Annotated in this window: 20 protein-coding genes and 2 pseudogenes; 7 read left to right on the top strand and 15 right to left on the bottom strand. The window is 36.7% G+C overall.

Features of this window, described 5'->3' with window-relative positions:
* Nucleotides 1-303: 303 nt before the first annotated feature.
* The 10 genes and pseudogenes from IPI99_05085 to IPI99_05040 all read right to left on the bottom strand — a co-directional run bounded on the left by IPI99_05085 (nt 304) and on the right by IPI99_05040 (nt 8,563).
* The gene (locus tag IPI99_05085) at nt 304-1,377 is read right to left on the bottom strand and encodes a porin (GenBank protein ID MBK7339883.1); all 1,074 of its coding nucleotides are present in this window, start codon (nt 1,375-1,377) and stop codon (nt 304-306) included.
* Nucleotides 1,378-2,063: 686 nt separating this feature from the next.
* A complete protein-coding gene (locus IPI99_05080) occupies nt 2,064-2,537 on the bottom strand; it encodes an IS30 family transposase (GenBank protein ID MBK7339882.1) in 474 nt (157 codons plus the stop codon).
* A complete protein-coding gene (locus IPI99_05075) occupies nt 2,482-3,030 on the bottom strand; it encodes an IS30 family transposase (protein MBK7339881.1) in 549 nt (182 codons plus the stop codon). The genes IPI99_05080 and IPI99_05075 overlap by 56 nt, the downstream gene beginning before the upstream one ends.
* 286 nt (nt 3,031-3,316) lie before the next feature.
* Complete coding sequence (locus IPI99_05070) at nt 3,317-4,414, bottom strand: hypothetical protein (protein ID MBK7339880.1); 1,098 nt, start codon at nt 4,412-4,414, stop codon at nt 3,317-3,319.
* Complete coding sequence (locus IPI99_05065) at nt 4,407-5,414, bottom strand: hypothetical protein (GenBank protein ID MBK7339879.1); 1,008 nt, start codon at nt 5,412-5,414, stop codon at nt 4,407-4,409. The genes IPI99_05070 and IPI99_05065 overlap by 8 nt, the downstream gene beginning before the upstream one ends.
* A 233-nt stretch (nt 5,415-5,647) precedes the next feature.
* Nucleotides 5,648-7,180: pseudogene (locus IPI99_05060) on the bottom strand (IS1182 family transposase).
* 144 nt (nt 7,181-7,324) lie between these two features.
* Nucleotides 7,325-7,648 (bottom strand): type II toxin-antitoxin system PemK/MazF family toxin, encoded by a 324-nt coding sequence (locus tag IPI99_05055; protein ID MBK7339878.1) that lies wholly within the window; start codon nt 7,646-7,648, stop codon nt 7,325-7,327.
* Nucleotides 7,645-7,884: an AbrB/MazE/SpoVT family DNA-binding domain-containing protein gene (locus tag IPI99_05050; GenBank protein MBK7339877.1), complete on the bottom strand. Its 240-nt coding sequence runs from the start codon at nt 7,882-7,884 to the stop codon at nt 7,645-7,647. The genes IPI99_05055 and IPI99_05050 overlap by 4 nt, the downstream gene beginning before the upstream one ends.
* 72 nt (nt 7,885-7,956) lie before the next feature.
* A complete protein-coding gene (locus IPI99_05045; GenBank protein ID MBK7339876.1) occupies nt 7,957-8,235 on the bottom strand; it encodes a hypothetical protein in 279 nt (92 codons plus the stop codon).
* A 157-nt stretch (nt 8,236-8,392) separates the two neighbouring features.
* Entirely contained in the window at nt 8,393-8,563 is a 171-nt protein-coding gene (locus tag IPI99_05040; protein MBK7339875.1) for a hypothetical protein, read from the bottom strand.
* Nucleotides 8,564-8,799: 236 nt separating this feature from the next.
* Between IPI99_05040 and IPI99_05035 the strand changes: the two genes are divergently transcribed.
* Both IPI99_05035 and IPI99_05030 read left to right on the top strand, forming a co-directional pair.
* On the top strand, nt 8,800-9,735 hold the full coding sequence (locus tag IPI99_05035; protein ID MBK7339874.1) for a tyrosine-type recombinase/integrase: 936 nt from the start codon (nt 8,800-8,802) through the stop codon (nt 9,733-9,735).
* 1 nt (nt 9,736) lies between these two features.
* A pseudogene (locus IPI99_05030) lies at nt 9,737-10,765 on the top strand (IS91 family transposase).
* Between the two features lie 555 nt (nt 10,766-11,320).
* Here IPI99_05030 and IPI99_05025 read toward each other — a convergent pair.
* A complete protein-coding gene (locus IPI99_05025) occupies nt 11,321-11,992 on the bottom strand; it encodes a hypothetical protein (protein ID MBK7339873.1) in 672 nt (223 codons plus the stop codon).
* Nucleotides 11,993-12,350: 358 nt separating this feature from the next.
* Here IPI99_05025 and IPI99_05020 point away from each other — a divergent pair, with 358 nt between their 5' ends.
* A complete protein-coding gene (locus tag IPI99_05020; protein MBK7339872.1) occupies nt 12,351-12,650 on the top strand; it encodes a hypothetical protein in 300 nt (99 codons plus the stop codon).
* A gap of 593 nt (nt 12,651-13,243) precedes the next feature.
* On the opposite strand, the gene IPI99_05015 is transcribed toward IPI99_05020, so the two are convergent.
* The 4 genes from IPI99_05015 to IPI99_05000 all read right to left on the bottom strand — a co-directional run bounded on the left by IPI99_05015 (nt 13,244) and on the right by IPI99_05000 (nt 18,202).
* Nucleotides 13,244-13,546, bottom strand: coding sequence for a hypothetical protein (locus IPI99_05015; protein MBK7339871.1), 303 nt, complete (start codon nt 13,544-13,546; stop codon nt 13,244-13,246).
* Nucleotides 13,547-13,551: 5 nt separating this feature from the next.
* The gene (locus IPI99_05010; GenBank protein MBK7339870.1) at nt 13,552-14,925 is read right to left on the bottom strand and encodes a restriction endonuclease subunit S; all 1,374 of its coding nucleotides are present in this window, start codon (nt 14,923-14,925) and stop codon (nt 13,552-13,554) included.
* A 50-nt stretch (nt 14,926-14,975) separates the two neighbouring features.
* Nucleotides 14,976-17,135, bottom strand: coding sequence for a restriction endonuclease subunit M (locus tag IPI99_05005; protein MBK7339869.1), 2,160 nt, complete (start codon nt 17,133-17,135; stop codon nt 14,976-14,978).
* Between the two features lie 335 nt (nt 17,136-17,470).
* Nucleotides 17,471-18,202 (bottom strand): hypothetical protein, encoded by a 732-nt coding sequence (locus tag IPI99_05000; GenBank protein ID MBK7339868.1) that lies wholly within the window; start codon nt 18,200-18,202, stop codon nt 17,471-17,473.
* 622 nt (nt 18,203-18,824) lie between these two features.
* Here IPI99_05000 and IPI99_04995 point away from each other — a divergent pair.
* The 4 genes from IPI99_04995 to IPI99_04980 all read left to right on the top strand — a co-directional run bounded on the left by IPI99_04995 (nt 18,825) and on the right by IPI99_04980 (nt 23,127).
* Nucleotides 18,825-20,357: a CotH kinase family protein gene (locus IPI99_04995; GenBank protein MBK7339867.1), complete on the top strand. Its 1,533-nt coding sequence runs from the start codon at nt 18,825-18,827 to the stop codon at nt 20,355-20,357.
* Between the two features lie 106 nt (nt 20,358-20,463).
* On the top strand, nt 20,464-21,150 hold the full coding sequence (locus IPI99_04990) for a hypothetical protein (protein ID MBK7339866.1): 687 nt from the start codon (nt 20,464-20,466) through the stop codon (nt 21,148-21,150).
* Nucleotides 21,151-21,570: 420 nt separating this feature from the next.
* Nucleotides 21,571-21,915: an alkylphosphonate utilization protein gene (locus tag IPI99_04985; protein ID MBK7339865.1), complete on the top strand. Its 345-nt coding sequence runs from the start codon at nt 21,571-21,573 to the stop codon at nt 21,913-21,915.
* Nucleotides 21,916-21,951: 36 nt separating this feature from the next.
* A complete protein-coding gene (locus IPI99_04980; GenBank protein ID MBK7339864.1) occupies nt 21,952-23,127 on the top strand; it encodes a TlpA family protein disulfide reductase in 1,176 nt (391 codons plus the stop codon).
* The last annotated feature ends 204 nt before the right edge of the window (nt 23,128-23,331 follow it).

The following is a 23,331-nucleotide window of genomic DNA, read 5'->3' as shown; positions in this document are numbered from 1 at the left end:
ATCATGTATTGTGACTATGCCTTTGGATATACCAGAGTGAAAGTAACAGATATTTAAAGAAATTTTTTTTACATATCTCTACCTTACTTTTGTCCTCATCAAGACCTTTAATTCATAATATAGCATGTACAACTATGGCTAATGGAGATCCCAATACTATAACTCTCCTAGCTTTAATTTAGCTATAGGCCAAAAAGTGCTGTGGTGATCGTCCAAGTTTAGCCTGTGCTTAGCTGATTAACTCCAAAACAAATTTCAATATTTATCTTCAAAAGCGATCTCTCATTCTCCTAAATTCAACCTTCAAAGTTTGAAAGTTAGATTTGTAGTGAGAGAAAAATTTCTATTTTGGTTTAAAAATATATCGTCTTTTGAATGCAGCATTTTTACTTCAAACCTGAACAAGATTTTTTCGTTTATATCTAAGTCAAAGTTAGAAGAGAGTCCATATGTTTGAAAGCCATTTTTAGTTCCTGTAGAAATAATAATTTGTTTATCGTCTCTATAATATTCACCCCGAAATGCCAATCTACAATTTTCCCTTATTTTGCTCCTTAGTATCAAGACAGGTGAATACCATATACCATACTTACTATTATATAATTTTTCTGATCCCATGTCAAAGCCTACAATAATTCCCATTCTATTCGTAGGCTCGTACTGCATGTAAAAGTTATGAAAATGTCTAAATACCATTACACTATCCGGTTTGTCAGACCCCAAAAAAGTGCTATAATTGAAAATTAATTTTTTAGATGGCATATAGATTATTTGAGTGCCGAAAGAAGGTCTCTGAAAGTCATTTAGTTTACTAATCTTTTGCCAACCATTCAAATATAAAAAAGAAGTAACTAATTTATCATTTCTTGAATAATAAGTCAATTTTGCTCCGCCTTCATAATACGGCGAATTTTCCGCAAGTATACTTCTTGTTAAAGTCCAACAATCCGCACTTACAACACTTTCAAATCCTATATGTGAAGGTATAATTCCCAGATCCAACCAGAGCTTCCGATTTTTTAAAATATTCAGTCCAATGTTTGCTTCATAGATAAACTGAGCCCACGATGCTTCTGTGGCTAAGTTGTACTCAGCGTAGTTTCCAGCCATGATTGCTACATTAGCTCTATAAGCCTTATCCAGATAATTTGCTTTGAGCAAAAGTAGATTGGTGTTAATCTCATTATGTCGTTTGTGATTGTAAATAAAATTAGATTTTTCGTGATTCTGGGGATTGGAAAAATCATAACTATAATAAAACTCCCCAAATGCAAAATAATTTAATTTCTTCAAACTATCATTTTGAGAATAGCCACATAATGATATTGAAAGTAAAACAAATAAAATCCAAAATTTAAACTCCTGATTGCTATACATTTATATAATATTTAATCTATAAAAAAACTATGAAAACCATTTACCTAAAATAGAACCTAACCTTTGTTAAGCTCAAAGTATTATACTAATTTAATAATTCTTTCATTGCAGCTTCGCACGTAACGGAAGCATTGGTAAGTTGAAAGATTATTTGTCTTATCCTATCAGAAAATGAAGCTTTTACTTCATTACTATGTGCCTTATAATTGCCTTTATGCTCTTGTTCTTTGACACAATATTTCATCTAACTATTGTGTAAACTTTTGCTGTGATTTTCGGAGAGATTGATGGTTTCGCATGATTCAAAAATTAAATTTAATACTTCAAAATAACAAACTACTTCTTATGAATCTCTGTCTGTGAGTTCTGTCATGTCAATTTTTTGAAGCAACACATCCATTTCTTAATCGCTCATTTTGTTGCCCTCTATTCGGTTTTTAGATCCTATACTTCGAATTGTGGCGAAACTTTTTAACACTTTGAGGCTTTGTCCCTCTTTTCGCTCCATTGCAGTCAAATATGTATCAAAGCAGTAAACTTCACTGACTAACTTAATCAGCTTCCAGTCTATATCGAGTCTAAAATTATATACTTAATTATTTATTTTGATACGCTTTGATACTCAAAGGTACGAACATGGTTTGAAATTGAAAATTAAATTTAATACAATTCGATATAAGCTGAATTCAACATTTAAGTGCGACAAGGTTCAAAAATACTTCATTTGGTGTTTTGTAGCCTAATTTTTTTCTTGGTCGATTATTTATTTGGGATTCAATTCGATCCAAGTCAGTTTGCTTGAGCATGGAAAAGTCTGATTTTTTTGGCAAGTATTGTCGTATTAAACCATTGATATTTTCATTGCAACCTCTTTCATAAGCGGAATATGGATGAGCAAAGTATATCTTAGTATTCAATGCTTTTGCCAATGTTTGATGATCTGCATTTTCTTTTCCATTGTCTAATGTAATTGTATGGCATAAGTTTTTATATTTTTTCAATTTGCAACTGATTGTTTTGGCTGTGAATTTAGCTTCTTTGGACTCCAGCTTAATGATCTTGACAAACAAGGATTTTCTTTCCACCATACTGGCAATTTGGGACTTATGATTCTTTCCTACTATAGTATCTCCTTCCCAATCTCCATACCTTTTTGAGATTCAACAATCTTTGGTCTATCTTCAATACATACTCTGTTTTGATAATTCCCCTTTGTTTATAGGTATTTTTGCGTCTTCGCCTACTTCTGTGGGAATGTCTTAAATTACTCCATAGATCACCTCCTTTCCTTTTATCTTCATATACATATTGATATATGCACTCTTTACTAACCCTTTCATACTTATCAATATTCGCTCGACCTTCGATTTGCTCTGGGCTCCACTTGATTTTAAGTAATTGATCCACTTTGCTTTTAAGATCGCTTGTAATTTTATTCTTCCTTCCCTTTCCTTGTGCTCTCTGTTCACTCCGATCCTGAGCTCTTGCGCTTCCATATAACTTGTATGAACCAGGTGAAGAGTTTCTATCGAGTTCCCGATATATAGTGCTTCTATGATATCCTAATTCCACAGCAATCTGAATAATGCTCATTCCTTGCCTTTTAAATTGTTCAATTAATACCCTTTGAGGGTAGGTGATTTGTTTATACATTTGTGTACAGTTAAAAATCTTGAGGGGAAAGTACCTATTTTTATAATAGGTCTTTCTCCAAAAGAATGTTTTATTAACTGTCGCACTTATTTATGGAATCTAGTTAATTAGATCCAATCATATTACGAAAATTTTAATCGTTAACTTTGTGAAATCGTTTTTCAGCGAGTTCGGCCATCGCCTTTCAGCCGATGAGGCGCGGCATCTACGCACATTGCCGTCTGCTTTGGCATTGCGTTTTTACCGGCCATTGACATTGATGAATTGTTATACCACTTATTTTAAGTTAATACCCTATAACCAAAAACTTATCTTCTGTGAAAACATCTTTATCGTTAATGATTAATTTTTGATTTCTTATGCTGAATCCCTTCTTGCTCTTTGAATGAATAATTTCAAAGTTTGACATAGTGTTTGGCAAAATTATTTCATTGGTAAAGTAGAAATTTAATTTATTCCCTCTGCTTTTTAACAATTCCTCATTAATCTCGTATCCTCTTCTCTTTTCAATTAAAAAGCCATTTTTAATAAGATTTGACTTAGAATCGATAATATAATATGCTAATGCACAATCTGGAATGTCAGTATGCAATCTATTTAAACTATCTATAGATGAGTTTAATAAAAGCACTATGTTAGTCAACTTAATAGTTTCAATTGAAGTTTTTGTAACTTTTTCATTAAGTTCTCTTATATCACCTAAATACTCATTTATAGAATTTTTACAAACATCATATTCTATTCTTATATTTCCTAACTCTGTATTGATTGTATATATTTCTTTATCTTTTTTAGCTAATAATTCTTCACAAGAAGTCTTTTGAAGATCTAACCTATTGTTAAGTCTCTTTATTGTTTGTTCCAAATTACCAATTTGTTGTCGAGAATTTGAATTTAATTTTTCCTTAAATACTATTTCTGTCTTGAATAATTGAATTGCGTCTTGAAGTGCCTTGTTATCGATAGTTAGATTTTCAATTTCGTTTAAAAGAGCTTTATTTTTTTCAATTGAGTTTTTATTTGCGTTTACAACTCCCGCAAGATTGTTTTTTACCTGTATTGCTAAAGGTTCATTTTGTTTGTCAGTTGTTACAAATTCAGTCAATTCCCTTTCAAATCCTTTTATCTCCTCATCCCGCTGTTCGATTAAATTAAACTCTCTGTTAATCTCTACCAATTGAGTTGTGATTTTGAAGTAGGATTCCTCAAGTGTTTTATATGCATTGGCCTGTGCTTCAAAGGCGCTTTTTTCAGCATAGAGGTTGCCTTCAAGTGATTCTACCTTGGTAAGTAGTTCTGAATTTTCTTGTTGTGATTGCTCATATTTCTTTTTGTAACATCCCACCAAAAAGAACGGAAACATAACAAAAATTAACCTATTCATAATTCTTGTAGTTGAGTTTAAAGAAACCATTTTTTGTATTATAGTTTGATTCTAGAAATTCCATATTTTCTCTTGAATAGCGTTTTATAGTTGTAAAATCATGATACACACCGTTTTCAAGCATCTGAATAATTAAATTACTTCCTTGACATTCGGCCTTGATATTGTCAAAATACTTATCATCAAGAATAATTGATAACTCAATATTTTTATTTTTAACCTTACCAAATTTAAAAATCATTGGCGATTTTACTTTTATTATGCTAATTGGGTCTGTCATAAACGTTTTATTTTCTAAACTGGATAAGTCAAGTATTTGTGAGTCGATTATTTTTAAATTTTCCAAAACCTCACTTCGTCTCCTTTGTAAAGAATCAGGAATACTTTCAAAATAATCTAAGCAACTCCAATGAGTCTTTGTTAAATTATACTTTTGATAGTACAATTTTTCCAAAGCGATATACATATTTTTTATCTTATCAATTTCACTCGGAAAATCCTCTTCAAATTTCCTAATTTTATATAACTCAACTTTATTTATTGTTTCTTCATAGTACCTATTCATTAGAAGGCTTCGTACTTTTTTGATATTCTCAGGTTCTTTGGCTAACTCACTCAAGATGAATAATGAATCAAGGTTGGGTCTCTCGGTTTTGTTGATATAGTTCCAAATTGAATTTTCTCTTTGGCTTCTTACAATTTCTCCTCTGATTTCATTTAGTTTGCCTATCCGTTTATCATCAGGAAAATCATTGTTGAATGCATCTATGCTTTCAATTGATGGATTTTTTAATAAATTGTCATATTCTTTATCTCTCCTTTTCCTTTCCTCCTCACTTACAAAAGAAGCTTCATTTTGTTTTACTTCTTGTTTGTGTAACTCATCCTTTCTTCCTTCGTCGAGTCCAAATGACCAAATTATAAGCAATACACTTACAACAAAAAATATAATTTTTCCAACAACGGTTTCGATGATTAATTCAAGTAAACTCTTTAGCATTGGTTTTGTATTTTTTTATATTTATTTATTTCAAATTTAAGTATGGTACCACGCCAGAGCGCGAAAATACCACATATTTGATTTCAAAATGAACTAAATACCTTGTATAATTTCATAAAGCTGAGCTTAGAAGATACACAAGCTAAACTTACTAAATCGTCGAGCCGTCAGACTGTCTAAAAACTCCAATTATTCTAGCAATAATAGCCAAAAACGACGGTTTTAGGTGCATTCTATGCGACTTTTATTTTTGCATGGACAAAAATGCGTTGAAAAATTGGTGGGCGCAAATTTGAGTTTATTGATCGATACAAATCAATTATAGCGAAATATGACAAAACGAGTCCTTCCAGGTACTTTTTGAACTCATTTTTGCCAATGATATTAATCAATCTGCGTAGATTAAAGGCAGTGAACATCAAGCCTACATCTTCACTTGCTCTTTTGATGGATTTTTTGGTCATAATGTAATAAAATCCCCATTGTCTTTTAATCACACCGTAAGGGTGTTCCACTATGGCTTGGCGCTTTTTATATAGCTCTGGATCATTTTCAATATTACGTTTATTCTGTTCGATGTAGGGTGCATATTCAGATCGTTCGATGATTCTTCCATTTATTGCACTTGTGCATAAATCACGTGCTGGGCATGTCTGGCATTTGTTGGTTTTATAATGTTTAACTTTGTAATATGATCGACCTGTGTTTCGCTTATACCAATTGCCGTTTGTGGTTAATTTTCTGCCACGTGGACAAGTGTATTTATCTTTATTTTCATCGTAAATAAATTGATCATAATTGTATCGTGGATCTGGGGCAAATGATGATACTCCCGGTATTGCTACAAGTGGATTTATACCCATCGTACATGCCGCTTTTAGTTCTGATCCTGTGTGATATCCCTTATCGTATAATGCTGTAAAATCTGTATGCCCTAAGATGATTTTTGTCCTGCGAAGCATACCACCCATTGCCTTGCTGTCGTTTTCGTTGGTGACTTTATAATCTACTAGTAGACAATGTTTTGCGTCTACTGTGGTTTGAACATTATAGCCTACTTCAGTAATGTTATTGCGTGTGATGAGTTGACGACTATCAGGATCGCTAGTCGATACTTGGACTTCACCGGTTTGCTCTAATTGTTCTGTGAGATGATTATAAAATTCCTTTCGATTATTGTGTTTTTCTATTTGATTCTGTATGATGGCTTTATTGTCAAAATCAGCATTTTCTAATGCTTCATTGTATTCATTTAATTTGTTATCAATATATGCTAAATGCCTTTCTATTTTCTTAGGGTTGTAATTATTTTTTTTGGAGTTTTGTGCCCGTAATTTTGTGCTGTCTCCTGCGATCAAGTTACAGCCGATAAGATCATACATTTTTGCAATACTGACTGTGTATTGAAATACTTTGCAATTAGCTTTCTCATTATCTCGTCTGAAGTTTGAAATAGTGTTATGATCTGGTGCCAACTCTTTCAATAGCCACATCACTTCGATGTTTCTGTGACACTCTTTTTCGAGTACTCTTGATGATCGCATCGAATTTAAATATCCATAGATATATAATTTCAATAAATCCTTTGGATTATAAGATGGTCGTCCTTCGGTGTTTCGTTTTACGAAAAATTTGAAGTCTTCTTAGTTGATCGATTCAACGAATAAATCAATAACTCTTACTTCATTATCTTGATCGACTAGATCGTCTAAACACTTCGGAAAAAGTACTCCTTGATTTCGATTATTTCCTTGAATGTATTGCATACATAAATATACAAAATGATCAAAATGTGGCTATTTTTTTTAATAAAATATCGATTTAGTTTTTAGACAGTTTGACGGTTAGTACATCTGCTGTGCGACCGATAGGGAGTCTGTACGTCCAGCGCATTGTTCTCACTATTATTTTTATTTAACAAATGTTTCATCGATTGTTTTCTTTATTTTTTCTATTGTTTCAATTTCTAGGCTTCCTGTGATTTTAACAATTCTCTGTTTATCAATGGTTCTAATTTGATCGACTGCCGCCATACCCTTTACATCATGATTTGATATACTAATCCTTGTTGGATATTTCTTAGGCGTTGACGTTATTGGAATAATTACTATTGTATTTAAATAGTGGTTCATTTCATCAGGTGATATTACCACACAAGGTCTTGTTTTACTTATTTCGCTTCCCAAAGCTGGCTCTAAATTAACGAGGACTATTTCGTATTGATTAACCTTCATACCCATTTTGATTCTTCATCAAAAATGTCTTGGATCAATAATTCATCATCTCCATTTTTTCTCATTTCTTTAAAAGATTTTGCCCAATCAGCTCGTGGTTTTGTGATCGGTTCTATTATTATGAAGTTTTCTTTCATTCTTATATTTACTGTTTCTCCGATATTGTACTTATCTAGAATAGTTTTACTTAACCGAAGTCCCTTTGAATTTCCTATTTGTATAATTTTGGTCACCATATCAAAACTTTTTACAAAGTTATTACATTGTAATCACATTTCCAAATTCATTTTATTGGTCAGAACGTCTTTTTATACGCCATTATGGCGTATATATCTTCTATGTGTGATGGGTTTGCTTTTTATATTTAAGGGCGGTTTGAGCTTTGGCAAGCAAATATAAGGAGGATTTTGTCTCATTTTGCCGGGTGTATTCAGGATTACTTTCTCAGACTTCTTTCCTCCGAGTGAGCCGGCCGGAGTGCTGCGCAGCAGGTCAGCCGCACCCGGCTGACGGAGCGAAGAGCGAACCACGCAGGACGGCGACACCAAGGACAACGAACAAAGGGGACACTCCCTGAATATTCTCAAAAGACAGTTGGAATTGATACAGCTACTCTGCTATTGGGAAATCAGTATAGCAGCAGTTCGGCGATCTTGACTTGGCGTTTTTCTGCATTGAGCAGCATCTCCGCTTCCAGTGTGGAATTCAGCGGTATTGCCGGTAGATTGCGTGAACCAACAGTTACTACATGGGCATCCAGCGAACTGAAACAGTCTTTACTTCAAATCCAAGTTTTAACAAATCTAATTGCTCTACAAATGCGTCAATAAATCGAACGGGATTATCCTGTCCTATTGAGTCTTCCAATGAACTCATCTGCATTTGTAATCTTGGTATGCCGGTAACATGATTCATAATGTATAAAAATACACATTACAATTAATATTGCCACGATTTATTTATATTAATTTTTTGGGAGTTTTTTCACAACCTGACGGTTTTGGGCTTGCCGAAGGTGGGGAATTTGAAATACTAATGTTCAAATTTACGATAATGCTCAATAGAATTCAAAATGCTCAACCTTGCTATTCTGCCCCACTTTTGGCAAACCCATGTTCAAGCGACACCTCTGGTGAACAAAAGAAATAGGAATGATACTTGCCATTGCATTACAAAAATTTATGCAAGGTAACAAAATTTCCAAAAATGTATTACAAGAGAATGCAATTTTTTATTTAAAGAAGTTGCAACAGACAATGACCATAAAAGAATATGGTCTAGGCTCCATCAAATCCTACGTCAATGAGATGACATTATTGTTTAAATACTATCATCATAAGCGAGTAGAGGATATTCTACAAGAAGATATAGAGCAATATTTGATTTATATAAAAACAGCGCATCAAGTAGGTCGAGCTAAGTGTAGAAGTGTGGCACAAGCATGCAGTTTTTTCTTTAAGAAGATACATCCGTGCAAATACATCGTGCCGAGTAATTTATATCCGAAGAAGCAATTTATATTGCCAAATATCATGAGTGAAGAAGATATTGAAAAACTAATATGTACACCAATGACGGTGAAGGAATATTGTGTTGTTGGATTATTGTATGGCACTGGAATGCGAATCAGTGAATTGTGTAATCTTCGGATAGCAGATATCGATAGCAAATCAAAGCGAATTAAAATAATACAAGGTAAAGGGTCTAAGGATCGATATACATTGCTTCCGGATCATCTGGTGGCTAGACTGAGAGAATTCTATATCCTTGAATCAAGACCAAAGGTATATTTATTTACAAGTAAGCAAACTGGCAGAGCAATGCATCCAAGAAGTATGCAACTGGTAGTAAATTCAGCAATGGAGAAAGCTGGATTCAAGACAAGTAAATATACAGCTCATACATTGCGTCATAGTTTTGCAACACATCTACTTAATAGTGGCACAAATCTGCATGTGATCAAAACACTATTAGGACATAGTAAGATAGAGACCACGATGATCTATCTACATTTACAAAAGCATACACAACTTGGAATAATATCTCCACTCGATCAATTGTTTCAACGTGGAACAAAATCAAATTGAGATTACAAAATTATTACAACAAAAAATATTTTCACATCCATCGATTACAAGATTTAACTCATACAGCAGAGCAGTTTTTGACAAGTTAAGTAAATGTCATACAAGTAAAATTGGAGTTCATCAATATCGTTGTAATAATACAAATTGTAACCATGTCCATTATCAGTATCACAGTTGTGGGAATCGTCATTGTCCTACATGTGGAGGAATGAGACGTGAAGCATGGATAGAAGATCGAATGAGTGAATTGCTGCCTACACAATATTTCCATATAGTATTTACATTGCCACAAGAATTGCGAAGCATCACGATGGGAAATCGGAAGTTGATGTTTGAGTTATTGTTTCAATCAGCACATTATACATTGCTAAAGTTAGGTCATGATCCTCGATGGCTTGGCGCTCAACTTGGTATCGTTTCTATACTTCATACACATGGTCAAGATCTTAGCTTTCATCCACACATTCATTGTATCGTAAGTGGCGGTGGAGTGACTAAAGAAGGAAATTGGTTACAAAGTAAAAGATCAAAAGATCGATTTATTTTTCCACGAAGAGTGATGGAGAAAATATATAAAGCACATTTTCTTAAGCAAATGTATTCTAAGTTTTGCAATGGTGAATTGCAAATAGAAAATGCAGAAAAAATATATTCATCAATCGAATCAGTGCGTTATAAAAAGTGGAATGTGTATTCTAAGGCACCATTTGGAGGACCATCTCAGATCATAGCATATCTAGGTAGATATACACATAAGGTGGCAATTACAGCACATAGGATAAAGAAAATTGATGATAAATATATCAAATTTCAATACAAAGATTATGCTGATAATGGTAAGGAAAAAGAAATGACATTGTCGCATATTGAATTTGCAAGACGATATGAGCAACATATATTGCCGAGACGATTTGTAAAAATTCGTCATGCGGGATATTTGTCCCATCGAGGTAAAAATGAACGTATTGCAAAGTTGCATAATCTATTGAAACTGCCGCCACCAATGCCAAAAGTGGAAATACCAATTCAATTGCGCGTATTGATCAAAACAGGAATTGACATAAGTCTATGTCCCATCTGCAAAACTGGAAAATTAATCCTGATCAAAACAAGTATTTGCATCAACGGCATTTTGATCGATGTCCAGACCATACAAAACAAAGGCTCTCCATTAATAAACATCGACATTCCATGAAAATTACCCTAAATAAATATTGTTATACATTTACTTACAGAAAAATTAATGTAGATTTTTCTGTGGCGAAGCTATGCAAAAAAACTAATAATTGTACTACTAAAAAAGTAAAAGCTTGACCTAAAAAAAACTCAATTGATATACTATGACACCTAAGAAGAGGTCTCGTTGAATATGAACGAATGAAGTCTTGAATTTTATTCAAGACCAGATGCATAGAGATGCATCTGATGAGAGAACTGAGAGACCCTTCTCTCAGCTTTATAGCAGAAAGCCCTTTGTAGTTTTATTTTATCATTATCTGTAAGTGACGATTAGCTTTTTATTGTATTTTTCCCTTGGGCTTTCTTCTATACGGCTAAATGTTATATGCTGTGGTTCTTTTGTTCGTCACCGTTGCCATCCTTCAATTTTAAAGTTTTTTTCAATTAGTTTTCGTTCTTTCCCACCGTTGTCGGGAACAAACCAAACTTCAAATCTTGCTGCATAAGGTTTACCCCAATCTCCTTCATAAATTGTAAAAATACCTTCTGAACTATAACCTTCCCTTGCAGTCATTTCAAACATTGCTGTCGTATCACTTGAATTAAAAACTTTTATTCTACTTCTTTCTTTAAGTCTGTTTGCTGATAAAGGGTCGTTGTGTGTAACTTCAAATGCTTTTAAATAACAATAACCACTCTCAATTTTTTTTGTCCAAACAGCGTATGAATAAAGACCTGGTTGAAATGAGTTGTATATTTGGAAGTTAGGTAAGGTGTCTAAACTTTTTGAAGAAAAATTGCTGTCTGACGGCAAATACAGTTTAATGTCGTTAGGAATTGTTAGTTTGTCTGCATATGTGTCTGGCATAGATTGGTCTTTCCAAAACAAGGCAATTGAGTAAAAGAAAAATCCAACTACTGAAACTCCAATAATTGTTGCAGTCAAAATTGCAGAAAGCCATCGTCTTTTTACTAATTGATATATTGTCGAAATGATTAGTCCTAAAAAGCCAAGCACAAATAACAGAAACGAATAGTCTTGTAGTTTGTGGTTATTTGCTAATTCACACAAAACCATTATTAAAGCTGTGAGTCCGAAAACAAGAGCAGGTCGCCACCATTTATCGAAGCAATATGTTAAGATTTCCGTCATTGTCGTTTAGTTGTTGTGTATCGTCCTACCATAGCATATAACGTCAGACTGTGAAAATACCACTTTTCTGTTTTCAAATGCATAAAACACCTGGTAAAATTTCGTATCACCAAATTTTAGACATGATAAAGGCACTATTTTCATGTGCCGCCGAATACTTTGCAAAAAAATAAGAGCTCCCACAGGCTTAAAACAAGCCAGTTTTAAGAAAAATTAGGGTCTTTCTTGTGACTATTCAGGTAATCAACTTACCACTTGCTTATCCAAAAGTGAACTTTCTTTCGTGGTAACCTTTGCTCCTGATTATACACGTCATGCGGGATATTTGTCCCATCGAGGTAAAAATGAACGTATTGCAAAGTTGCATAATCTATTGAAACTGCCGCCACCAATGCCAAAAGTGGAAATACCAATTCCTTTGCGCATGTTGATCAAAACAGGAATTGACATCAGTCTGTGTCCCATCTGCAAAACTGGAAAATTAATCCTGATCAAAACAAGTATTTGCATCAACGGCATTTTGATCGATGTCCAGACCATACAAAACAAAGGCTCTCCATTAATAAACATCGACATTCCATGAAAATTACCCTAAATAAATATTGTTATACATTTACTTACAGAAAAATTAATGTAGATTTTTCTGTGGCGAAGCTATGCAAAAAAACTAATAATTGTACTACTAAAAAAGTAAAAGCTTGACCTAAAAAACTCAATTGATATACTATGACACCTAAGAAGAGGTCTCGTTGAAAATGAACGAATGAAGTCTTGAATTTTATTCAAGACCAGATGCATAGAGATGCATCTGATGAGAGAACTGAGAGATCCTTCTCTCAGCTTACGAATGAAGTCTTGAATTTTATTCAAGACCAGATGCATAGAGATGCATCTGATGAGAGAACTGAGAGACCCTTCTCTCAGCTTTATAGCAGAAAGCCCTTTGTGGTTTTATTTTATCATTATCTGTAAGTGACGATTAGCTTTCTATTGTATTTTTCCTTTGGACTTTCTTCTATACGGCTAAATGTTAGCGGTTCGCCCTTCTATTCTGTCGTGTTTGTTTGTTGTCATTTCGTGTCTGTTGTGGTGCGTTGGCTTGGTGGCTCTTTTGCAAAACTTGGCTTTAGCGTGGGCTTGTACGGTTTTGCAAATGTGCCAACAAATGCGTTGGCTTTACCATTTAATCCATTTGTTTGATTTGTCTTCTTTTAGTTCAATGTGGTCGCCAAATATTTCTTTAAGTCGTTGAACGCCCTTTTCATAAACTTTCTCTTCGCTTATGTCAGGTAAATACTCTGTCTGTAGAGAAAATTTAGGCTGTGTCATTGGGTCTATCCTGTCTGTATTTTCAAGCACATAAACTAAAACTCCGTTAAAGTAACCTTGCTTATGTGATGCAATAAAAAAGTTGTGAGTTAAGCCGTTGTGCTGAACTTCATAGGATTTTATCCAATTTAAAAATGGGTGTTGTTCCATTGTATTTAGTTTAAAAGTATTTCTTCAATTTCATCACTTGCTTTTTTCAGAAGTTCTTTTGTTTTGTCTTTTAGTTGTTGGGCTTGTTGTCTGATGCCTGTAATGTGTTCCGCTATTTCTATTTGCTTGTCAAGTGGTGGAACTGGAATTGGTAAATGTGAAACATCTTCGGGTGCTAAATGTCCATTTGTTGCTCCTGTAATGTTTCTCTTAATTTCTGTTTGCATCAAGCTACATCTTAGAAAATGATAAACAAAAGCGTTGTCCGATAAAGAGTTTGTTTGAAACTTTACAATGTCGCCACCTAAAAAATAATCTCCTTCATAATTCCAAAATGCAATCTTACCAATCGTTGCACCTGTTATTACGACTAAAACATCTCCAATTTTTAGTTTTTGTTGCTTGCTAAAAATATTTTTGGCTGTAAGCAAATCGTCAAGCGCAATTGTTCCGTCTGCATTAATTGAATTAATCTGAACAACTGAACATTCTCCGTCCTTTTCATCTTGTTTTGGTAAACTTCCCTTTGTCAAATTCCCGGATATTATTTCACGAAGTTGTTTAACAGGGTATTTCCCCTTAGAGATTGCAGATAAATTATTTATGAATTTGTCTTGATGAAAAAATGGGTCAATTCTTTTGTTTAGAATGTCTGATAATGACCTTGTAAACATTCTGTTCTTCAAAGTGTTTTCAGGAAGTTGGGGTAGTCTTATTCCTAACTCATTCAACAAATAATCATCAATACTTGAAAGAAGTTTTACTGCTTCCGCTTCGTTCTTTTGTTTTTGAGCAATTACTTTTTCAGTGATTTGAAGAATACGTTTGTCTTCAATAATCGGAATAGATAGCAATGCAGGATAATCTAATGCTGGTCGTGTTCCGCCTGTGCTTCTTCGACTTGCCAATTTTTCGCCAATGTCTGAATTTAAAAACGCTGCAAGTGTTTCGCTAATTTCTTTGCTTCCTGTTTTGATTACGCAAACGTGTTGATTGATATTTCCTTCAAATCCTTCTGGAGCTACTGATGCGACCGCCATTCGTCCAACACCTGTAATTTTCACTAACAAATCACCTGCTGAAACTTGGCTTCTTTTCAGCATTCCGTTGTGTGTTTCTTCGTTGATGTATTTACAATCGTCAAACTCCAAAATTCCTGTTGGCGAAAGGTTTTGCACTCTTAAAAATGGTATTCCGTTTTCTTTCTCGGCATAATATTTTTCGCTTTCGGTTGTCTTTGGTGTTGCTCCACTCGCCAAACTTTGAACGTAATCTCTTAATTTATTTGGCTTCTTGGCTAAAACTTTCTTTTCAAGTTCTAAAAGTTCGGGAACATAAAAGAAAGGGTCAAAGCGTTTTTCCAATTCGCTTTTTTGCAAAATGAAAACTCGGCTTTTGTTGAGTGTTGGCGAAATAGTATAACTGCTCATTACTTCTCTGTCTTGTTAATGTGAGCAATAAACTTTGATAGTTCTTTTCCTATTTCAATCAACTCATTGTTGTTGGTGTTTCTGCCTGTGGCATCATAGCCAATATCTTCTGCAATTGCCATAAAAATAGGGTAGTCGTCTAAAGCGGTTTGTTTTGCCAAAAAGTATTTTTCGGTTAATTCTTCTTTCAGCAAATTCACTTTGTCGGTAAGTGCAGATTGAACAGCCGACTTGTCGGCTTGTATCATTTCTGTTATTTCCTTTTTGTTGGCTTTCGGGTTCTTGGCTTTTGCATCTGCTTCTAATTTCTTAATCGCATCAGCTTTTTCTTTTTCCCATTTTTCTATAGTAGCAATATAGTTGTTGTCGGTTTTAACTTGCTCTTTTAGTTTGGCTTTTTGGTTGCTGATTTTTTCGCTTTGCTTTTCTTTCTGCTTACGCAAAAACAAAACAGAACTTTTAACTCCTGCACCTGTGGCACTAAAAGCGGTTTGAGGCATTGAAACAACGGCAACAATGCGATACATTTCTTCAATGTTATCTCTCACATATTGCAAACTGCTATTGGTTAAAATACCATCGGGAATTACAACTGCCAAATAACCGTGTTCTACTAAAAATTTGTGGCACTGCTCCAAAAACAACACTTCGGTGCTTTGGCTGTCACGCAAAGCGGCTTTGCCGCTTGCGGTTGTATTCAGCCAATCCACTTCTTTAATTGCTAAATTGTATTGATGCATATATGCCTTTTCGGTTTGCTTAATACTGCTTCCGAAAGGTGGATTGGTTACGATAAAGTCAAATGAATTGTATTTAAACTCTTTGTTGCCTGATTTAGCTTGCATTTCTGTATCACTCAAAAGTCCGTCCGATGCAATTACGTTGGTGTGTCCGTCATCGTGAATAATCATATTCATTTTGGCGGTTCGGGCAATTTGGTCGTTTATTTCAATACCAAATAGGTTTTTCTCTGCGAAGTCGTGCCAATATTTGTAATGGTCTTTTTCATCTTTGATAGGGTCGTAAAATTCGTTGGCTTGTTCTCGCACTTTGTCCAAGGCGTAAAGCAAAAATCCACCACTTCCGCAACTGGTGTCAAGCACTCTTGATTTGTGCGTAATCGGCAAACTGTCAACAATAAATTTTACAATTGGTCTTGGTGTAAAGTATTGTCCGAAGTCGCCACGGAAATAACTGCCCATAAAAGTTTCAAAGGCTTTGCCTTTGCTGTCAAGGTCAGTTTTATTGAGGTTGATACGCTGAAAGTATTTTACAATAGTCAATGTTTCTTGTGCAGTAAGAGTGATACCGTCTTTGAAAACTTCAGGTGCTTCTTTTTCACCAACTGCATAGATTTTCTTGATGCGTTTTAGTAAGTCTTCGGGGTCTTCATCACGAAAAATTTGAAAATCGTAAGGGTCGCCATTTTTTCTTGGGTGTTTCTCGTCCCAAATTTTGCAGAAAATGAGTTTATCCAATTCGTCAAATGCTACACTTGGATTTCGTTGTCCACCGCCCCAAAGTGCTTGATGCGATTGAATGAAAATCTTTGTTAGTTCGCTTTCGCTTACTGGTTGAAGTTCAAAAAATTTCTGTTTTACGTTTGGGTCAGGTTCAGAAACAATGTTTTTTGGCTCTACATCTGTGTCAGTTTGCGAAATACCGCCTTTTACATATTTGTATGGTGCAAGTTTGTTAATACCAAACTGCGGAATGTCGGGAATTTCAATTCTGCTTTTCGGCTTCTTGTCAGGAACTTCATAATACTGATTTTTAATTCGTGAAGTTGTCCAAACGTATTTTGCACCTTCGGCAACAGCGTAGCTGTATGCTTGGTCAACGGCAATGTTAAACTGCTGGTCGGTTAAATCTTCTTTTTTACACTCAACTAATATGTAGGTTTCTTCACACTCATCATCATTATAAACTACAATGTCGGCTTCCTTCGTCTCCGAACCCATTTGAACAGATAAAAATTGTTTAATTCTGTTCTCAGGGTAGCCATATATTAGAACCAAAGTCAAGAATGTTTCGGCTTGAACTTTCTCTTCAGGATTGTTGTAATTCCGTTTTTTGTTTTGGTGAACGTATGTTATAAAGTTTCGGTCTTCGTCAAACCGAATAAGTCCCTTTTCTATTCCCGTGTCAATTAAATTCATTCGTCTTTTCTCTTATTTTATTAGGTCGCTAAGTTAAGTTTTTAAAACCCTTTATTGTCAAAAACACCCTTCAAACTGTTCGTTGTCCTGCTGTCGGGTGGTGGGTGGGCTTGGGTGCGGTTGGGCAAAATAAAATGTGCTGCAAATTGTGTCGGCTTGTGCGTTGGCTTGTAGCTCTTTTTATTTTGCGAAGGGTTGGCATTTTGTCTGTCGTTTTACTGTTTGTTTCTTGTTGGTTGTGTCGTCTTTTAGGGTGACCGCTAACGGTTTGCCGTACCCGACGTGCCGAGTTTAGAAGGCATGATCGTGGTCACGGCTTGTTATATGTCGTCTATTTATTTAATTATTTTGTTTAAATTTATATTTGTTCTGCAGAATTCTTTTGCATCTTTAATTGTTGATGTTGGCCATAATATGATCCTTTGTCCGAAAAGAAAAATTACAGGTCCGTCAGTTTCATCTAATTCAATATTTTCAATTGAAATATTCACAATTGTTCTTAATTCATTAAGACTATATTCATCCATTAATAATGCTTTTAACTTTTCAGTTGCCTCTTTACTATAGTATTCTTGGTATATGAAATATTCAGTTAAGGTTTTTATTGCCTCAGCTTTTTGACCTATGTACAAATAGTAATTGGCTAAATAAATTGATATTTTAGTTTCGTACATCAATATTCCATTTAGACACCCACCTGATCTTGGAAAGAATTCATTTTTCAGTTTCTTGATATACTTTATTGCATTTTTGGGCTTATTTAATCTTAATGATAGATCAGAAATTTCTAAGCAAACATCCGCATATATTGAATATGGATTGATTAAATCTGTTATTGGATTACAAGCATTTTTACTCTTCCAAGTTACTTCTTTTATTTTGGTTTTATTGACGAAATCTTCGAGTACTTTCAAAGCATTAATTGTGTCCTTTTCGCAAAGTAAGCTATCTGCACTTTGTAGAAATTTATGCGTTGGATATTTGTAATTAGAATTAGTTTGAGCTGAAAAAACCCCAAAAGTTTGAGATACTAAAAATATCGTGAGTATGTTTACTAAGTATTTCAATTGCAGTTTCTAATTAAACAATTTTTGTTGGCAGTTTATTTTAGTTTCAATTTCTTGATGACATATAACATCTTTATCTACGCCATAAAATATATACGCCATATGTCGTATATATTTTATGGCCTATATATCTTCTATGTGACCAGGGTTTCCTTTCATTTTTAAGGACGGTTTGAGCTTTAGCAAGCAAATATAAGGAGGATTTTGTCTCATTTTGTTGAGTGGATTCAGGATTATTTTCTCAGTTTTCTCTCATCTGAGTGAGCCGGCCGGAGTGCTGCGCAGCAGGTCAGCCGCACTCGGCTGACGGAGCGAATAGCGAACCACGCAGGACGGCGACCCCAAGGACTTCGTACGCAGGGGGCACTCCCGGCTACAAGCCGGAATTTGATTTCATCTCCTGCAGATTGGTATGTTTGGGTTCATTTGATCGGGCTGCCGCAAATCAAAATTACGTACGTAGTCATGCTTTCTGTCCGGGAGATGACCGATCGAAAATTTGGATAGTTCGCCGGTTGGCCTTCAACATAGTGAGCTGGAAGATCTTGCTCCGCTATTTTCTGTGTATTCCGTGCGATCCCCCGGCGTTTATCGCATTTTAAAATTTTTCTATTTTTGGTGCATGAAGTTTCATTTTTTATGCTTGTTCGTTCTCAGCGCCTTCTCTGCCTATGCTCAGGATCCCGGAGATGATTTTTTTGCTCAGTGGAAAGTCCATGACATCCGCTTTGAGTTTCACCAAACAGGCTTTTGGGACAGCCTCAAGCAAAACTATACACTCGACGTCTATATGCAAGCCGACGTCATGATCGACGGCAAATCTTATCACAACTCCGGTGTCAAATTCAAGGGCAACTCCTCCTACAACAATGCGAGCAACAAAAAGCCTTTTCGCATAGACCTGGCAGAATACGTTGATGGCCAGTCTCATGACAACCTGAAAAAAATCGTCCTCAACAACGGATTCAAAGATCCCAGCTTCCTACGTGAGAAAATGATGCTCGATTTCCTTTACAATCACGGGATAGCGGGTCCTCGCTGCGGATTTGCCAGACTCTACATCAACGGCGAATACAGAGGGCTGTACACTGTCGTGGAGGACGTCAACAAGACGTTTCTGGAAGATAGATACGGCAATAAGGACGGCAACCTCTTCAAAGGTGATCCGCGTGGTACTCTCGTTTACAAAGGTTCCTCACCAAGCCTTTACAGCTCCGACTACGAACTGAAGACCAACGAAAAGGAAAATGACTGGTCAGATCTGATCCGATTCGTTGATGCACTCAACCGCATCCCCACTGCTCAGCTCAAAGACTCGCTGGCCACGTATATGAATACAGACAGCTGGCTGGACTACTGGGCTGCTCACAATATCTTCGTCAATCTGGACAGCTATATAGGCAGCGGTCACAACTACTTCATCTATCACAATACGGACAGCGATCAGTTCGACTGGATCAGCTGGGACGTCAACGAGGCTTTTGGCAATTTTCAGATGGGACAGTCCTTGACCAATCTTAAAAATCTGGCCATCGGCTATATCCCAACTCCAACCACACAACGCCCGGTCATGAACCGGCTCTGGGGCGAATCCTACTGGAAGCAGGCTCTGGTTGACAGAATCTGCGCCTTGCTCCCGGACTTTTCTAACGAAAAACTGAATGCTCGCATCGACTCCCTCGCCAATCTCATCCGGCAGGATGTCTATGCAGATACTTATAAGACATATTCCAATGCGCAGTTCGAACAAAACCTCTCCCAAGACCTCAACATCACAGTTCCGGGCTCTCCTGCAGGGGGAATGGTGGCTGGTATCAAGTCCTTTATCAACGACCGCAGAACTTCCCTTACCGGCCAACTGAAAGCCTTTGGATGTGTCAGCACAGACCAGGAGGCGGTATCGGGTACCGGAGTTCAAAAACTCTATCCCAGCTTGCTCCGCTCGGGCTGTCTGTATATCACCGGGATAGATATCGACAAGGATATCCGGATAGAAATATTCAATGCAACCGGTGCGGCGATCCATGCCGTCCTTGTCCAAAAGACCACTGATCTGATCAGCTTAAGTATAGATCCCCAAGTCCCTCCGGGATATTATGTGGTGAAATGCATTGGCGGAAAAGGATCAAAATCATTTTCCTTTGTCAAGGAATGACTTATTTTTGTTGAACCCGGTTTTTGACGATAGTTTGATTCGAAACCGAATTTCATCTACAGAAATTGGCTAAAAAAAACCATTCTTTATTAACCAAACACTCAAAATGAAACATACGACAATATGGATTGCTGCTCTGATGATGCTATCCACTTCCTGCAAGCTTACCAGACAAATCAAGGCGAGATACAGTAAAAAAGTGTACTCGCATGAGTACAAGATCCAAGACAAAAACGTCGTATATCTAGAGCTATGGTCCACCGCAAAAGAAGAATATTATGATGACCTTCGAAGCAAATTGGTATTTTACAAATCCAAGTCCTACGAAATCAATGGCTTGCGGACCTGTTGCCCCAAAAGCGAAGACTCCATCAGGGTAGTGACAACGAAGCTTAAGATTCGTAAGCTGAGAGGATATGCTCGTCCGATAGATCCGGAAAGTGATGACATTATATTCTCCAATTTTGTCAAGCGTCCATCCTGGGACAAGCTGGGACTGGCCAATAAGCCTAACTGGTGGACTTACAGCTTATCAGATTTGATGGATAAGTTTGAACAAACCCATGGTAAGGTCGAGCTGGAGGAAATAGATCTGAACACGAGCTTTTCTACCAGATATAGGGGTGATAAATCGCGCAAGAAAGAATTTAAATCATTTTTCATTGACGAAACCAATCGAGAATTAATCAAACGAATCCAGGAAAGTCCTTCCAAAAATCTATTAATAATGGGCACGAGATTCTCTCACAAGGATTTCGAGAAAAAATTATTGCGAATTGGTGAGAAAAAATGAATGCGTTCACTTTGAAACTTGTCCTCAATAAAATATGCTTATCCTGTTTGAATAAAAAATATTCTTAGGAATCCGTTATAACACGGAGCCAGGATTTTGAATTCAATTAGGTGTGTATTGGAATTTCAAAGTAAAATCCGGGTTAAATAAAAGTAGCTACAAAAGAAATTAAATTTCTGTTTCAGATATTGAAGAGTATAAAGGGCAACTCTAAAATGAGAATTCAATAAAGAAAAATCCAATTCAAAATAAATTTTCAGGTATAATATTCAAATTATAAAAAATCTAAGTGATTACCGGCCTGAGAAATGTGTTATTGTAAGTAAGCAAAAATGATTGTCTGTCCGAAAGAATGTGCTTGTCATCGGCTCATTTTTTTCTTTGTACCTTGCGACCGAATTCAACACAAAAGTAGATTTTATGTCAGAAATTCCTCCTTGTCCAAACTGTGGATCCATCTACGCGTATCCCAACGACATGTTGTTGGTCTGTCCGGAGTGTTTTCACGAATGGAATCCTGCCGAGTCCGACTCAGCTACCACAGACAATTCCGGCAAAGTACTGGACTCTAATGGTAATGAGTTGCAAAACGGTGACTCTGTCATCGTCATCAAAGATTTACCCGTCAAAGGCGCACCAAAACCCATCAAAGCCGGCACCAAGGTGAAGAACATTCGTCTAACCGAAGGCGACCATAATATCGATTGCAAGATTGAAGGATTTGGCGCAATGGGTCTCAAATCGGAATTCGTTCGCAAAGCATAAACGCGTCATACATTCATCCACCTTCAGACAAGATTCATGCGCATCTCGATATTACTCCTCTTTATACTGAGTTCGTGGCACTGTACTCCCAAAGGCTCGATAAGAGGTCAATTGCAGTTGTCGGGCAGCACGGCAGAAGAGTGGAAGCTCTACCTGATCCGGCCGATGCGGTTGGCAGATATTGCAAGTAGTTATACAGGCGACATCATCGACTCTGCTACTCTGGAGGCATCCGGTAAATTTCGGTTCAAGGGTCTGCCCAAAAGCAGCTCTGCTGTATTTTATGAAATCGTTTTGCAAAAGAGGGGAGAAAGATTCCCCAATCGTTTGACCGACGACGATCCACTCCTCTCCAATTACCTACCCATCCTATATGCTGAAGGAGAGACCATCCTGATTTCTGCTGAGGCCAAAGCCTTCCAAGCTACAGCACAGATGCACAAACCATCAGCTGCAAACGCTGAACTTCTTTTGTTGCGCGACAAGAGAGTGGAAGCCTTCCGGCAATATCTTCAGTCCAAATCTGCTGACGCTCACGACGAAGAAAAAATGCTCGAATATGCTCAAGCTCTGGAGGCATACAGGAATGCTCTCCACACTCCGGCAGAATCCACAAGCCGGCTCTACGTTGCTCTTCTGGCCTTGCAGTGGGCAAAAGCCGGAACGGATTACGAGCGCCTGGCTGAGTTTGTCGACGGCTTGTGCACGAAGTGGAGGACATCTCTGCCGGATGATCCCTTCGTCAAAGATCTCTGCCTCCTCTCTGACCCCTCCAAAAGACCGATCCTGGTGGGTGACCTTGTGCCCAATGAGGGCCTTCCTTTGCTCTCAGGCGGTACCGGGGAGATCCGCAGACTTTTGGGACCAAAGCTGACTCTGCTTGATTTTTGGGCCTCCTGGTGTGCTCCCTGCCGCAAAGAAAACCGCAACACCCTCGTCCCCCTCTGGTCAGAGTACCACGAGCGCGGATTCCAAATCATAGGATATGCACTGGAGTCAGACCGCAAACTCTGGGAGAAAGCCATTCAGAGGGACAGCGTCCAACTATGGCCTCACGCTTCCCATCTTCAGGGTGACGAAGCCCCCTTCCTCAAGACCCTCAGACTAACGACCATTCCTGCTAATCTGCTTCTCGACGCTCAGGGTAAAATCCTCGCAAAAAACCTCCACGGTGAAGAACTGCGCCGTTTTGTGGAGGCTTATTTGAAGTAAGGGGGAAGCTGTCTTTATTTCATACAATTGGCTCTTTCAGATGGGAAAACCCGTCAGCATAACTGTACCCTTTCCTGAGTCGGAACTTGACACTTCTGCTTTATTTTCACGATTATATTATCCGATCGTAGGGTCCTAAGGAAAAAAATCGACAAAAAATATTGATTATTTATAACTGAATGAAGACAGAAATATTTATTGTGG

The organism is Saprospiraceae bacterium (genome assembly GCA_016710235.1).
Lineage (GTDB): Bacteria > Bacteroidota > Bacteroidia > Chitinophagales > Saprospiraceae > Vicinibacter.
This window is presented reverse-complemented; position numbering and strand designations above follow the sequence as displayed.